12 protein-coding genes are annotated in these 13,854 nt (G+C 68.4%); 5 read left to right on the top strand and 7 right to left on the bottom strand.

The window, feature by feature from the left end; genetic code table 11:
• Positions 1-99 precede the first annotated feature (99 nt).
• From N5079_RS17370 to N5079_RS17360, 3 genes are read right to left on the bottom strand one after another with little or no spacing between them, the layout of a single operon-like run.
• The gene (locus N5079_RS17370; RefSeq protein ID WP_410007799.1) at positions 100-1,056 is read right to left on the bottom strand and encodes a glycosyltransferase family 4 protein; all 957 of its coding nucleotides are present in this window, start codon (positions 1,054-1,056) and stop codon (positions 100-102) included.
• A 46-nt stretch (positions 1,057-1,102) separates the two neighbouring features.
• Positions 1,103-2,608 (bottom strand): O-antigen ligase family protein, encoded by a 1,506-nt coding sequence (locus tag N5079_RS17365; protein WP_261584882.1) that lies wholly within the window; start codon positions 2,606-2,608, stop codon positions 1,103-1,105.
• A gap of 42 nt (positions 2,609-2,650) precedes the next feature.
• The gene (locus tag N5079_RS17360) at positions 2,651-3,604 is read right to left on the bottom strand and encodes a hypothetical protein (protein ID WP_261584881.1); all 954 of its coding nucleotides are present in this window, start codon (positions 3,602-3,604) and stop codon (positions 2,651-2,653) included.
• 244 nt (positions 3,605-3,848) lie between these two features.
• On the opposite strand from N5079_RS17360, the gene N5079_RS17355 reads away from it, so the two are divergent.
• The 4 genes from N5079_RS17355 to N5079_RS17340 all read left to right on the top strand — a co-directional run bounded on the left by N5079_RS17355 (position 3,849) and on the right by N5079_RS17340 (position 7,991).
• Positions 3,849-4,469 (top strand): hypothetical protein, encoded by a 621-nt coding sequence (locus N5079_RS17355; protein WP_261584880.1) that lies wholly within the window; start codon positions 3,849-3,851, stop codon positions 4,467-4,469.
• 11 nt (positions 4,470-4,480) lie between these two features.
• Entirely contained in the window at positions 4,481-5,431 is a 951-nt protein-coding gene (locus N5079_RS17350) for a hypothetical protein (protein WP_261584879.1), read from the top strand.
• 270 nt (positions 5,432-5,701) lie between these two features.
• Positions 5,702-7,393, top strand: a complete 1,692-nt coding sequence (locus N5079_RS17345) for a DUF4082 domain-containing protein (RefSeq protein ID WP_261584878.1) — start codon at positions 5,702-5,704, stop codon at positions 7,391-7,393.
• Positions 7,394-7,403: 10 nt separating this feature from the next.
• Positions 7,404-7,991 (top strand): dTDP-4-dehydrorhamnose 3,5-epimerase family protein, encoded by a 588-nt coding sequence (locus N5079_RS17340; protein WP_261585078.1) that lies wholly within the window; start codon positions 7,404-7,406, stop codon positions 7,989-7,991.
• A gap of 407 nt (positions 7,992-8,398) precedes the next feature.
• Here N5079_RS17340 and N5079_RS17335 read toward each other — a convergent pair whose 3' ends face one another.
• The 4 genes from N5079_RS17335 to N5079_RS35555 form a co-directional block, all read right to left on the bottom strand.
• On the bottom strand, positions 8,399-9,928 hold the full coding sequence (locus N5079_RS17335; protein WP_261584877.1) for an MBL fold metallo-hydrolase: 1,530 nt from the start codon (positions 9,926-9,928) through the stop codon (positions 8,399-8,401).
• 197 nt (positions 9,929-10,125) lie between these two features.
• Complete coding sequence (locus N5079_RS17330) at positions 10,126-11,190, bottom strand: 2-oxoacid:ferredoxin oxidoreductase subunit beta (protein WP_261584876.1); 1,065 nt, start codon at positions 11,188-11,190, stop codon at positions 10,126-10,128.
• Positions 11,183-13,027 (bottom strand): 2-oxoacid:acceptor oxidoreductase subunit alpha, encoded by a 1,845-nt coding sequence (locus N5079_RS17325; RefSeq protein WP_261584875.1) that lies wholly within the window; start codon positions 13,025-13,027, stop codon positions 11,183-11,185. Before N5079_RS17325 ends, N5079_RS17330 begins: the two co-directional genes overlap by 8 nt.
• 184 nt (positions 13,028-13,211) lie before the next feature.
• The gene (locus N5079_RS35555; protein ID WP_370018401.1) at positions 13,212-13,289 is read right to left on the bottom strand and encodes a putative leader peptide; all 78 of its coding nucleotides are present in this window, start codon (positions 13,287-13,289) and stop codon (positions 13,212-13,214) included.
• 163 nt (positions 13,290-13,452) lie between these two features.
• On the opposite strand from N5079_RS35555, the gene N5079_RS17320 reads away from it, so the two are divergent.
• Positions 13,453-13,824, top strand: coding sequence for an NADH-quinone oxidoreductase subunit A (locus N5079_RS17320; RefSeq protein ID WP_261584874.1), 372 nt, complete (start codon positions 13,453-13,455; stop codon positions 13,822-13,824).
• The last annotated feature ends 30 nt before the right edge of the window (positions 13,825-13,854 follow it).

Raw genomic sequence — 13,854 nt, 5'->3', positions numbered from 1 at the left:
GCTCGTGATCATGCACACCTTCCTGTGGATGGCGCCTGATCAGCACGGACTCCTCTCGTGATCATGCATCCGCCGTGCTGCGCCCGGTTGAACTACTGATCAGAGTGCTCTCATGGCTTCGAGCGACTGCCGGGCGGCGCGGTCCCAGCTGAACCACTCGGCGGTCGCGGCGGCCCCGTCCCGGCAGCCGGCGTAGAGCGCGTCGTCCTCAAGAATCTTGACGATCGTCTCGGCCAGCTCGGCGGGGTCGTCGCCGCGCACGAGGCCGCCGTTCTGCCCGGGGCGGATGATCTCGGGCATGGCGAAGGCGTCGCGTCCCACGCACGGCACCCCACGGGCGAGCGCCTCGGCGAAGACGATCCCGAAGGCTTCCAGATGTGACGGCATGACGAACAGGTCGTGGGTGTCCCAGAGCGCCGCGACCTCGGCGGGGGGAAGCTGGCCGAGGAACCGCACCCCCTCCGGGGGCTCCCCGGGCAACGGCCAGGCCGGAGGGCCCGCCACGGTCAGGGTGATGGCGGGGTCGAAGTCGCGGCGCAGGAGCTCCGTCGCCGCGACGACCAGCGCCCCTCCCTTCCGCCGGAAGTCCCCGCCCACGAACAGCAGCCGCCGCCGGGGCCCCGCCCGCTCCGGGATCGGGCGTGCCGGGTCGGCCGCCGACGTGATCCCGGGATGTACGACGTGGACCTTCTCGGCCGGCAGCCCGGTCACCTCGACGAGCGTCCGGGCGAACCACTCGCTCATCGCCAGCACGCCCGTCGCCCGCGCGTAGATGGCGAGCTGACGCTCCCGCCTGCGGTGCATCATGCCGACCGAGATGTTCGGCAGCACGGCCCGCTCGTTGTCCGGATCGTGCACGCTCAGCAGCGCGTCGTAGCTCAGGTCCTGGTAGAGGAAGAACGGCACCGGCAGCGGCGCGATGTCCTGGATCTGCAGCACCGCGTCGCACCCGGACTCGGCGATGGAGCGCAGCAGCGCGCGCCGGCAGTACTCGTCGGTGACCCTGGAGTACTTCCACGTCGTGGCCAGCCTGCCGTGGCGAGGCCGTACGTGCATGGCGCGCAGCGCCGCGCGGACCTTCGAGGGGATCTCGACGCCGACGTCAACGACGTCGGCCCGCTCCCTCAGGGCTTCGCGGAGATGCCACGGGGTGTACGACCATGTCTTGCGCGGATCCTCGTCCCATAAACAGGCGAATCCAACGCGGGGATACGGCGACATACGCCCCTCCATGGGGGTCGGTGATCCGCCACAGCGCGCCTGCGCAGCCGATCAGAAGGAAGGCGACGCTGACGGCGACGGGGAACGAGAACGCGTCGAATGTCCCGCAGGTCACGGCGAAGACGGCGATGCTCGCCGCGAGAGCCTGGCCGAGGTGCCGCGTCTCGGGGTCGTCTGACTTGCGCCGTGAGCGGCGCGCCACGACCCACCCGGAGAGGAAGATCAGCAGCACGGCGCCGAGCCCGAAGGCCCCCGTCTCCACCAGCGTCGCGAGGTACTGGTTGTCGAGGATGCGGTAGGTGTGCGGCAGGAAGGTCCCCACGCCCCGCCCGAACAGAGGGTGCTCGGAGAAGTAGCGGGCAACCGCGGCGTAGTCGTCCGTACGGGCCGTCGCGCTGGAGTCGTCGCCCATCCCGAAGAACATCCGTTTGAACGTTCCCAGCAGGCCCGGCACCGCCACGCTCATCGCGCCGGTGAACATCAGTAGCGCGACGTACGCGGTGTGGCGCCAGGCCCGGGGCCAGGTCGGCATGAGGACGATGAAGCAGACCGCCATGCCGAGCACCGCTGTCCTCGACACGGTCAGCGGCACGGCCGTCGCGAGCACGGCCACGCACACGCGCTTGACCCAGCGCCGTCCCGCCCGGCCGTACAACAGGTTGTGGATGGCGAGCGGCAGCGCCATGGCGAGGGTCGCGGAGAACTCGATCGGGTGGATCGTCGTGGACGTCGGCCGGTTGAAGCCGTCGCGGTTGTAGAGCGAGATGAACGTCCCGTTGACCTTCAGCCCCGGAAAGGCCAGGTACTGGGAGAGGTCGAACGCCGTGGCGAACTGGATGATCCCCACGATGCCCACGAATGTGGCCCCGATGACGAACCTGCGGATCAGCTTGTCGAGCCGGTCTTTGGTGGTGATTCCGTCGGCCGCGAGCAGGGCGATGCCGCACCAGCCGATAACGGGCAGCAGGGCCATGTTGGCGGCCTGCATCTCTTCGCCGGAGATCGGCCGGTTCATGGCGCCGATGTAGCTGGCCAGGATGGCGCACACGTAGATGAGAATCGACGTCCTGATCGGCTGCCGCCCCTTGAGCGGGGTGGACCTCTCCGTCGACATCGAGGCGCAGTACCAGATGAACGCCAGCACGGCGATGAGGTTGGCGGGCGTGCCGGAGCCGCCCAGGGGGCCGACGACGTACCGCGACGGGATCAGCACGAGCGCCACCACGAGGAGGCTGAGGACTGTGACCGCGTCGATGCCCGGGAACTTCCTGCCGCGCCGGCCCTCGTCCTCGGGGAACGGGTACGAGGAGAGGCCGGACATGTCCAGGCCCGTGCCTGCGCCCGTGCCTGTCCCTGTGCCCGTGCCGATGTGCGTGCCGTTGACCATGCCGTTTGACCCTGCCGTTTGAGCCTGCCTGCCGCCGGACGCCTAGAGGGGCCTTCTCGGCGGGGTGCCGTCGCTCGTCCCGTTCCGCCATGCCGGGGCGTCGGGGCGGTCTGTCTCCGCCCTGTTCGCGTCCACGTCGGTGCTTCTGCGCGTGCTCCTGGTCCGTCCCGTGTTCCTGCCGGTGCTCCTAGCCGTCCGCTGGCCCGGGCCCCTGCCCGTGTTGGCGTCCGGCCACGGCTCACCCGGCGGGCGGCCCGTGGCCGTGGCCGCCGGCGGCCACACGTGGACGGCCGTGGGCGCGTCGTCCTCCATCCGCCTCCGCTCAAGAGGGGGCTCCATGGCAGGCTCGGCCAGGGTCGCCTGGGCCGCCTGGGCCACGCGCTTCGGCTGAATCGGCCGGCGAGGGTTCTTCACGGACTCGGTCACCAGCGGCACACCCGCGGTCAGCAGCATGCCGACGGCGAGGATCCCGACCAGTGAGCGGATCTTCGACGTCGCCTTGCGGTCCGGCGCCGTGCTCTTGGTCAGCACCGACTGCCGGACCTGTGAGATGGAGGTGTTGGTCTTCTGCAGGTCGTTGAGCGTGGAGGGGATCCTCTTGATGATCGCTTCCATCGTCGCCTGCGCGATGCGGGGGTCGCTGTCGGTCACGGTCACCTTGAGCAGGGGAGCGCGGCTGTCCGGGGGGATCTGCGTCTCGTACTCACCGGTCAGGCCCTGCTCCGCGAGCTTCTGCGCGGTCAACTCGTCGTTGACCGCGCGGCCGACCAGCTCGGCCGTGATCGACAGGGAGCCGTCGAAGGACAGGTAGGGGTTGCCGCCGGTGTTCTTGTCCGCGATCTGCTTGGAGGTGAGAAACACGATCGTGCCCGAGGACTCGTAGGTCCAGGGCAGCACGAAGTACGCCGCCGTGACGGCTCCTATCGTGAGCAGCAGCAACGGCACAGTGATCGTCCACCTGCGCGCGAGGACGAACACGGCTTCCATCAGATCCACCGGACCTCCAACAACTCCCACCCCGCGTGAATAGTCATGATGCCGGTGTGCTTTCGCGACAGGTGCCACTGACGAGACCATGCCAGAGCCGCGGACCCTACAAAGTGTCCCCTAAGGGGCGGGATTCCGCTAGCTGCGACAAGGGGCATGCGCCCTGATCGGCAGAGTGCCACAATGACACGTCAAGCCCATCCTCGCACCGAAGTTGGAGCGTTCCGTGACAATTCGTCACATCTTCCGAGCGATGATCCGGCATCCCCTGGTGGTGTTGATCGTCGCGGGTGCGATCGGGGGCACGGGGTACTACTTGACGAAGCTCTCCCCTCCGTCCTACCGGGCGCACACGGTCGTCGCCGTGGTGCGCCAGGGCGAGGAGACGATCTTCACGGCCAGCACGGTCGGTACGGCCGACCTGCTCGCGAGGTCCTTCGACGACGAGGACACACGGGAGCAGGTGGCCCAGGCCGGCGGACGGCCGGACTACCTCGTGGCGATGGCCAACCAGGGCAGCGAGGAGGTGCCGATTCGGGACCAGCCCTGGGTCGTGCTCGACACCTTCGCTCCGAGTGTGGCGGAGGCGGACGGGTCCATGGCCGTGCTGGTCCGGGCTATGCGGGTCAGGCTGGCCTCCTGGCAGATGTCCGCCGGAGCCACCGACGACTACTACATTCTCAGGCTGAAGACGGTGGACGGCACCAAGCAAGCCGCCGAGGTGCCCAGGCACACCAAGCAGGCACTGGTCATCCTGGCTCTGCTGACCGTCGTGGCCGTGGTCAAGAGCGCCGTCGTCGCGGACCGGGTGCTGGCCTCCTTGCGGAGCTGGACCCGGCTGCGCAGGGCGCCCTCGGCCGTCTCGTCATCGTGAAGGGAAACCGGGTGGAACTGGCAGGCTGGGTGAGGCCGGCGGCCGTCTTCTGTGCGGGCGCGGTCGTGGGCGCGGGCGTCGTGTGGGTGGTGGCCGTGCCGGGGCCCGCGGCTCAGGAGAGTCTGCGCGGCGTGGCGGAGATCACGCCCGCCGCGGGGGCCGTGCGGCCCACGGGGGCCGTCGATGTGTCGCCGTGGCCCAGCGCCAAGACCTCGGGACCGCCTGACAAGGCCGCGTTGGTCCCCAACCCCGGCCTGAGGGTGACCCGCCCGGGAGAGGTGATCGACGGATACGAGGTGCACGGCGACATCAGCGTGGAGGCGGACAACGTCGTCATCCGCAACACCCGGGTTGTCAGCGACTCCCACCAGGGCTGGGGGATCATCCAGCGCGAGGGCGCCGGAGGGCTGGTAATCGAGAACAGTGAGATCGTCAGCACGCCGACGCACAAGATCGACCAGGGGGTGCTCAACTTCGGCGGCATGCTGACCGTCCGCAAGACGGAGATCTCCGGCACCGCCGACGGCGTCGTCACCCCGCACGGCCTCATCGAGGCCAACTTCATCCACGACCCGTCGGCGGGCAAGGACGACCACGTCGACCTCATCCAGGCGGGGAGCGGCCCGGCGGCCGGGCTGAAGCTGGTCATCAGGAACAACACCCTGCTCAATCAGCAGGAGCAGACCTCGGCGGTGGGCCTTTTCCAGGACTTCGGCGCCCCGCACGACGTCCTCATCGAGAACAACCTGCTCGGGGGCGGTGGCTACACCGTCTACGCCGGACGCGGAGCCCAGGACAAGCGCGCGACCAGCGACATCAGGATCATCGGGAACGTGTGGACCCGCGACCTGTTCCCCAAGGGCGGAAGGTGGGGTCCGGTGGTCGGGTGGGAGGCAAGCGGCAAGGGCAACGAGTGGCGGAACAACGTCTGGGCCGACTCGGGCAAGCCGGTCGAGCCATAAGGGCCGTCCCAAACGGCCGGCCGCTTTACCGGAAATGCATGACAGCTCGCTCGCCACTGGGCGATTGATGCCTATTTGCCGCTATTTATTCGCCCAACAGCGTCTCTCGCTGGATATTTCGGGCATTTTGGCCATGCGATGAACAATGGTCGAACTAGTCCATTCGTGTTGTTCCGTGGTGTCTCAACCGCAACAATGGCCGCGCATGAGGATGGCTGACTCGATGTCGAACCAGGCGCTCTGCTGAGCGCGGAGGTCGGAGGCAGGACGATGGCACGTACCCCTCGGCACGCGGACAGGGCGCCCGGCCCGCGGCGGAGGCCACGTCTGCTGGGCCTGGCCTCGCTGCTCGTCGCCTGTGCCGTCGGCGGGGTCACGGTCACCGTGGCGCTCACCCACCACTCGGCCAGCCCGTCTCTCGGCAAGACCGCTCCCGTCGCCGACGAGCAGATCCTGCAGGCCAGCTTCTGGAAGCCGAAGGGTGCGGTGTCCGCCAGGACCCGCTCCGACCGGGTGCCGGTGGAAGTCGGCATGCGGTTCGTCCCCGACCGCGCGGGCCAGGTCGTCGCGCTGCGCTTCTTCAAGGCGTACGGCGATCGCGGCCGACACGTCGGGAGCCTGTGGAGCGACTCCGGCGCGCTGCTCGGCCGCGTGACGTTCGGATCCGAGACGCGCTCCGGCTGGCAGCAGGCCCGCCTGTCGTCCCCGGTGGCCCTGAAGGCCGGGCAGACCTACACGGTTTCCTACAACAGCAGCCGCGGGGGATATGTCGCCCAGCGCGGAGCCTTCGCCGGCGGCCCGCTGAAGGTCGGGCCGCTGACCGCGCCCGGGGAGCGCAATGGCGTCTTCTCCTACGGCCGGCCGGCTTTCCCCACGCGCTCCAATTCCGCGGGCTACAACTACTTCGTCGACGTCGTCTTCCGCTACGCCACGGTGCGGCCCGCCCCATCGGCGACGGCCACCCAGTCTGACCCGCCCGTCCTGGCGAGCCCGGCGCCTTCGGAGGTCCCGGCCGGCACTCCGACGCCGAACCCCACGGCCAGCGCTTCCGCCGATCCTTCTGTGAGCCCTACGGACACGGCGTCGGAGACGCCGGCGGCGACGGTCACCCCCACCCCCACCCCCACCCCAACTCCGACCCCCAAGGTCACGCCGACTTCCCCTGCCACGGCCCAGCCCTCGTCGTCGACGCCGCCGGTCGGCGGTTTCCCTGACGAGGGGAGCGCCGGGCCGCCGAGCGGGACGGTCTTCAAGAGCTACAAGGGCGGCGAGCTGCGCCAGAACGGCGCGGTCCTCGACGGCGTCGAGCTGACCGAGGGGCTCGACATCTACGCGGACAATGTGACGATCCGCAACTGCAAGATCGTCGCTTCAGGTGAGTGGGGCGTCCAGCTCAGGAACGGGCACACCAACCTCGTCGTGGACCACTGCGAGATCGCCGGCGACGGGCGGCACCAGCTCGCCGTGGCCGTCAAGAACATCGGCGACGGCGACATCACGATCCGCGGCAACGACATCCACGATGCGACCGACGCGATCAACACCGGACGTGGGACCATCGAGGGCAATTACATCCACGATCTGCGCGCGTTCTCGGGAGACCACGTGGACGGCATCCAGACCGAGGGCTCCTCGGGCACCCAGCCGTTGGTGATCAAGAACAACACGATCCTCAACCCCGTCGACCAGACGAGCGCGATCATGCTGGCCACCAGCCTCGGTCCCGTCACCAACGTCCTCATCCAGGGCAATCTGATCGGCGGCGGCGGGTACTGCTTCTACGGCGGCGGCGACAAGGCAGGGTCGAGCAGGAACGTGGTCGTCCGCGACAACGTGTTCAGCCGGTCGATCTTCTCCAAGTGCGGCACGTACGGACCGGTGGCCTACTTCGACGTGAAGGGGCCGGGCAACGTCTGGCAGAACAACGTGTGGCAGGGCACCCACACGACGATCGAGCCCTGACGTGGAGGAGATGTCCATCGGCGGGGCCTACGTCTTCACCCCCGTCCTTCACGGTGACGACCGGGGCACGTTCCTGGAGTGGTTCAAGGCCGAGCGGTTCACCGAGGTGATGGGGCATCCCCTCGGCCTGGCCCAGGCCAACTGCTCGGTCTCCCGCCGCGGCGTGCTCAGAGGCGTCCACTTCGCCGACGTGCCGGTCGGGCAGGCCAAGTACGTCACCTGTGTGGCCGGCTCCGTCGTCGACGTCGTCGTCGACCTCCGGGTCGGGTCGCCCACGTTCGGCCACTGGGAGGCTGTCGAGCTCGACGACGTGACGAGGCGGGGCGTCTACATCGCCGAGGGGCTCGGGCACGCCTTCATGGCGACCAGCGAGCAGGCGACGATCGTCTACCTGTGCTCGGAGCCGTACGCGCCGGGGCGTGAGCACGAGGTTCACCCGCTCGACCCCGAGCTGGGGATCGCCTGGCCGAGCGGCGTCGAACCGGTCCTGTCACCGAAGGACGCCGCCGCCCCCACGCTCTCCGAGGCGCTCTCCGGCGGCATCCTGCCCGACTACCAGGAATGCCTCGCCTACTACGACAAGCTCCGCTCCCCCTAGTTAATGATCATGTACGACTTCCTTGCGTGCCTGATCGAGGTGCGGACATCCCGCGCGTGATCATGCGCACTTTCCCGAGGGATGCCAGTAGCCTGCGACAACTCCGGTCGTGATCATGCACATGTTCCCGCGTGCACCGTCCTAACTGGCGCTTTGTGTAGCGTGATCATGCACATGTTCCCGCACCCGCCATTCTGCCTGACGTTTTTGCAGCATGATCATGCATGACGAGGGTGCGCCCGGCGGACAGACACCGCATGATCACAAACGGTGTCGGCCCTGATCAGGCCGCGTACGGCGGAATCGGTGCATGATCACGATCCGCGGAGCCCCACGGGAGCCCCACGTCCCCGAGCTTCCTGAGAAGCCCTGCATGATCACGGCGACGGGGTTACCTGACCGGCTCTCTAGGGCAGCGGCTCCACCCGGAGGGGCAGCGTGCCGCCGTCGACGCACCTGCCCGTGGCCGCCTCCCACTTCCAGTGGTGCCGAGGGCATTCGATGATGCCGCCGCAGACGGTGGCATGGGTGAGGTCCTCGCCAGCGTGCGGGCAGAACCGCTGCATCCGCAGGCCGTCCCGCTCGATCGTCTCGGTGTTCTGCCGCTCCCGCAGCATCTGCATCGTCTGCACCGGCTGGTTGCCGTACCGCAGCAGGCTCATGAAGGTCAGATCGAACACGTCGGGCTCGCGGTGCAGGCCCACCCGCATGGACAGCAGGGCCTCCTCCCAGCCGGTCCGCTCCTCGATGACGGCCCTCATGGTCCGGGGGCACAGCAGCAGCGTGTATTCGGGGTCGTACGGCTCCTCGCCCTCGATCACGAACCGCTCGGCGAGCCGGCCCAGCCGCACGTCCCACATGCGGCCGTCGGCCACCAGGCGGACGTCCTTGGCGAAGTCGCTCAGGAAGCGCTTGTTCCAGCTCTGGAGCTTGGCGAAGTACGCCTCGATCTCCTCGCCGGTAACCGGCTCGGCCGGCTCGTCGTAGAACGCGCTCCACTCGTCGCGGCGGCGCTCCCGGTAGGCGGCCAGGTCCTCGGAAGCACGGTCCTCCGAGGCTGGCGCGTCGGTGTCACGTTCCACGACCGGGCCGCCGTGCCCGCCGCCGTCCGCCTCGCCGAGCCGTACGGCGTCGCCGGGGAACAGGCGCAGCACCTCGACGCCGGGGCAGGCATCGGCGAACTGGCCGGACACGTCCTCCCATTGCGGGAAGATCGTCGCCTCGCGGTCGTTGTACGCCTCGAGGACCGGGTCGAGGAAGCAGGCCGGGCCCGCCGACGGCAGGTAGGCCGAGGCCCCGGTGATGCGCACCTTGCGGTAGAGCGTGTCCAGCAGGTCGCCCCGGACGGCCTCGACCTTCTTCCGCATCACGTCGGGCGGGTAGTCGTAGCAGTTCGGGTACCACATGGCGCCTGAGAACTGCGCGGCGAGCAGATCGACGTCGCCGGGCAGTTCGGACATCGGGGTGTTGCAGTCGTTCAGGTCGAGGAAGCGGAAGCCGTCGAGGTCGAGCAGCAGCCCGCTGTCCTCCTTGTGGCTCGTGTCGAGGTACATGGTGACGGTGAAGCCGGGAGCCAGCTCGTAGGACTCCTTGTGGCCCAGCGCGATGACGTTCTCGTACCCCAGCGCCGCGAACCGCTTCACCATGATCTTCGAGCGATACCGAGGGACGATCACCGTGATCGACCTGTCCAGAGTGCGCAGCAGACGCTCGTCGTAGTGGTCCTCGTGCGCGTGCGAGATGTAGAGGTAGTCGAACCGCTCGCCGCTCACCACGTCCAGAAGGCGCCGGTTGTCGGGGTAGGGAAACCACGAGTGGAGGAACGCCGGATAGAACCAGGGGTCCATGAGCAGCCGCACGCCCCTGTGCTCCGCGATGAACCCGGCATGCCCCAGATAACGCAGCCCTGTCTCGGGTGCGCGGCGGTACAGGTCCACTGAGAGATCCCCTTCGCAGCGTTCACGCTCGTCCGACCCAGCTCACCGCCGTGCGGCGCGGTTCGAGTATGCCATCGATGCCCCCATAAATGGGGCTGTATGGGGACGCTTCCGCTCGGCGCTCCGGGGAACGGCCGCGGCCCCGGCACAGGGAAGTGCCGGGGCCGCGGGCCGTTTTCACGCGCTTTCGGGCGCTTTCAGCCGATTCGCCAGGTGTCTCCGGCGAGGAGGAGGTCGCGAAGGTCGCCCTTGCCCTTGTCGGCGGTGGCGGCCTCCATTTGCTCCCGCATCAGCTGGTCGTAGGCCGGGCGGTCGATCGAGCGGAAGATCCCGATGGGCACGTGCTCGAACGCCGGGTCGTCCAGCCGCGACAGCGCGAACGCCAGCGACGGGTCCGGGTTGTGCGCGTCGTGGACGAGGATCTCGCTGTCGGCCACCTCCGAGCGGCGCACGACCTCGACGCCGCCGTACGGCGAGAGCCGTACCGCCTTCTCGTTGTCGCCGGTGCCGAAGACGATCGGGCGGCCGTGCTCCAGCTTGACGGTGATGTCGTCGCGGGTGGCCGGGTCCTTCAGCGCCTCGAAGGCGTTGTCGTTGAAGATGTTGCAGTTCTGGTAGATCTCCACCAGCGACGTGCCCCGGTGCGCCGCGGCCTCCCGCAGCACGCTCTGCAGGTGCTTGCGGTCGGAGTCGATGGTCCGGGCGACGAACCCGGCCTCGGCGCCCAGCGCCAGCGAGATCGGGTTGAACGGCTTGTCCAGCGACCCCATCGGCGTCGACTTCGTGATCTTCCCGACCTCTGACGTCGGCGAGTACTGCCCCTTGGTCAGACCGTAGATCCTGTTGTTGAACAGCAGGATGTTCAGGTTGACGTTGCGGCGCAACGCGTGGATTAGGTGGTTGCCACCGATCGACAGCGCGTCGCCGTCACCGGTGATCACCCACACCGACAGGTCGGGCCGGGAGGAGGCCAGCCCGGTCGCGATCGCCGGCGCCCGGCCGTGGATCGAGTGGAACCCGTAGGTGTTCAGGTAGTACGGGAACCGCGAGGAGCAGCCGATGCCCGAGACGAACACGATGTTCTCCCGGCGCAGGCCCAGCTCGGGCAGGAAACTCTGGACCGCGGCCAAGATGGCGTAGTCGCCGCAGCCGGGGCACCAGCGCACCTCCTGGTCGGACTTGAAGTCCTTGAGGGTCTGCGCGGTGTCCGTCCGGGGGACCAGGGCCAGGCCCTTGCCGTTGAGCGATTCGGTGCTAGTCACTGTCGATCACGTCCTGGATGACGGCGGCGAGTTCCTCGGCCTTGAACGGAAGCCCGCGCACGCGGTTGTAGCCGATCACATCGACCAGGAAGCGGGCGCGCAGCAGCAGTGCCAACTGGCCGAGGTTGATCTCGGGCAGCAGCACCTTGTCGTAGGAACCCAGCACGTCGCCGGTGTTGGCGGGCAACGGGTTGAGGTGACGGAGGTGGGCCTGGGCGACCTTGCCCCCGGCCTTACGGACCCGCCGCACGGCCGCCGCGATCGGGCCGTAGGTCGAGCCCCAGCCGAGCACCAGAACGCGGGCGTCGCCGTCCGGGTCGTCCACGTCCAGATCCGGGACCTCGATCCCGTCGATCTTGGCCTGGCGCAGCCGCACCATCTTGTCGTGGTTGTCGGGGTCGTAGGAGATGTTGCCCGTGCCGTCGGCCTTCTCGATACCGCCGATACGGTGCTCCAGCCCCGCCGTGCCTGGCACCGCCCACGGGCGGGCCAGCGTCTGCGGGTCACGCTTGAACGGCAGATACGCCCCGCCGTCGCCGTTGGGCTCGGTGGTGAACTCCACCGAGATGTCCGGCAGATCGTCGATCTCCGGGACCCGCCACGGCTCCGAGCCGTTGGCCAGATAGCCGTCCGACAGCAGCATGACCGGCGTCCGGTACCGCAGGGCGATCCGCGCCGCCTCGATCGCCGCGTCGAAACAGTCGGACGGCGTGGCCGGAGCCACGACCGGGACCGGCGACTCGCCGTTACGGCCGTACAGGGCCATCAGCAGGTCGGTCTGCTCGGTCTTGGTCGGCATACCGGTCGACGGCCCGGCCCGCTGCACGTCCACAACGATCAGCGGCAGCTCCGTCGTCACCGCCAGGCCGACCGTCTCGGCCTTCAGCGCGACCCCCGGCCCAGACGTGGTGGTCACCCCCAGCGCGCCGCCGAAGGCCGCCCCCAGCGCGGCGCCCACCCCCGCGATCTCGTCCTCGGCCTGGAACGTCCGCACCCCGAACCGCTTGTGCTTGGACAGCTCGTGCAGGATGTCGGAGGCCGGGGTGATCGGGTAGGACCCCAGGAACAGCGGCAGCCCCGACTGCACGGAGGCCGCGATCAGGCCGTACGCCAGCGCCTGGTTGCCCGAAATGTTCCGGTACACCCCCGGCGGCAGGGTCGCCGGCTTGATCTCATAAGACACCGAGAACGACTCGGTGGTCTCGCCGTAGTTCCACCCGGCCTGGAAGGCCGCGATGTTGGCCTTGGCGATGTCGGGCTTCTTGGCGAACTTCGCCTCCAGGAAGGCGACCGTGGCCTCCGTCGGCCGGTGGTAGAGCCAGGACAGCAGCCCGAGGGCGAACATGTTCTTCGCCCGCTCGGCGTCCTTCTTGGAGATCTCGAAGCCCTCCAGCGCCCGCACGGTCAGCGAGGTCAGCGGCACCGAATGGACCCGCCACTCGGCGAGCGAGTCGTCCTCCAGAGGGTTGCCGTCGTAGCCGACCTTCTGCAGGTTGCGCTTGGTGAACTCGTCGGTGTTGGCGATGATGTCGGCGCCCCGGGGCAGGTCGCCGAGATTGGCCTTCAGCGCGGCGGGGTTCATGGCGACCAGGACGTTGGGCGCGTCGCCGGGGGTCAGGATGTCGTGGTCGGCGAAGTGCAGCTGGAAGCTGGACACTCCGGGCAGAGTGCCCGCGGGGGCGCGGATCTCCGCCGGGAAGTTGGGGAGCGTCGACAGGTCGTTGCCGAACTGCGCCGTCTCCGCGGTGAACCGGTCGCCGGTGAGTTGCATGCCGTCGCCGGAGTCACCGGCGAACCGGATGATCACGCGGTCGAGTTGCTGAACCTGCTTGGTCACAGCTGCTCAGTCCTCCTCGACGCGCTCAGGCGTCTGCGCTGGCACGTTCTTATTTCCATGCTAGATCCCTCGGGGCCACGCTCTTGTCTTGTCGTGCGAGTTATTGACGTGCGAAATTACCGTTGCTCGCCGCGTACGCGGGGAGACGAGCTGGGGGTCGACGGCCGCCGGGGCGACGGCGTCATCACGCTCGTGAACGGCCCGGACGACACAGCCCCGCCGCGAGCCGGCACAGGTCGACGTGCAAGCGAGCGAAGAGCATGTTTCGGGTCACGATCCTCAACTATATGCTGGCGGCCGCCCTCCGGCCGTCACCTGACCGGCTGGTGAGATCGTGGCTCGCGCACGGTTCATCTTCCCAGGTCGCCGCCGGTGTCTGGGATGCGATGGGAGCGCGGCTTATGATCGGGAGAGGAGGCGCGGAGATGAACGAATATTTCGGATCTTATGCCGTTGTCGTGGTTCTCCTCCTCATCGGCCTGGGGATCTTCGCCGGGGGCCTGTTCGCCAACCGGCTGCTCCGGCCGAACCGGCCGACGCCCGAGAAGCTGATGACCTACGAGTGCGGCGTCGACCCCGTCGGCGAGGGCTGGGCCCAGTCCCAGATCCGCTACTACGTCTTCACCTATCTCTACGTCGTCTTCGCGGTGGACGCCGTCTTCCTCTTCCCGTGGGCGACGATCTTCGCCGCTCCCGGGTACGGCATGACCACACTGGTCGAGATGTTCGTCTTCCTGGCCTTCATCGCCCTGGGCATCCTCTATGCCTGGCGCAAGCGGGTGCTCGCCTGGACCTGAAGACCGCCCACCTGGACGTGACGGCCGTTT

Source organism: Planotetraspora sp. A-T 1434, assembly GCF_025420585.1.
In the GTDB taxonomy this organism is placed as follows: Bacteria; Actinomycetota; Actinomycetes; order Streptosporangiales; family Streptosporangiaceae; genus JAOEGB01.
The sequence above is the reverse complement of the archived record's forward strand: the minus strand, read 5'-3'. Positions and strand labels throughout refer to the sequence as shown.

Excerpts from the sequence above, each read along its gene's own strand:
- N5079_RS17370 (WP_410007799.1), bottom strand. The coding sequence starts at position 1,056 with ATGCACGTACGGCCTCGCCACGGCAGGCTGGCCACGACGTGGAAGTAC.
- N5079_RS17365 (WP_261584882.1), bottom strand. The coding sequence starts at position 2,608 with ATGGTCAACGGCACGCACATCGGCACGGGCACAGGGACAGGCACGGGC.
- N5079_RS17355 (WP_261584880.1), top strand. The coding sequence starts at position 3,849 with ATGATCCGGCATCCCCTGGTGGTGTTGATCGTCGCGGGTGCGATCGGG.
- N5079_RS17345 (WP_261584878.1), top strand. The coding sequence starts at position 5,702 with ATGGCACGTACCCCTCGGCACGCGGACAGGGCGCCCGGCCCGCGGCGG.
- N5079_RS17340 (WP_261585078.1), top strand. The coding sequence starts at position 7,404 with ATGTCCATCGGCGGGGCCTACGTCTTCACCCCCGTCCTTCACGGTGAC.
- N5079_RS35555 (WP_370018401.1), bottom strand. The coding sequence starts at position 13,289 with ATGCTCTTCGCTCGCTTGCACGTCGACCTGTGCCGGCTCGCGGCGGGG.
- N5079_RS17320 (WP_261584874.1), top strand. The coding sequence starts at position 13,453 with ATGAACGAATATTTCGGATCTTATGCCGTTGTCGTGGTTCTCCTCCTC.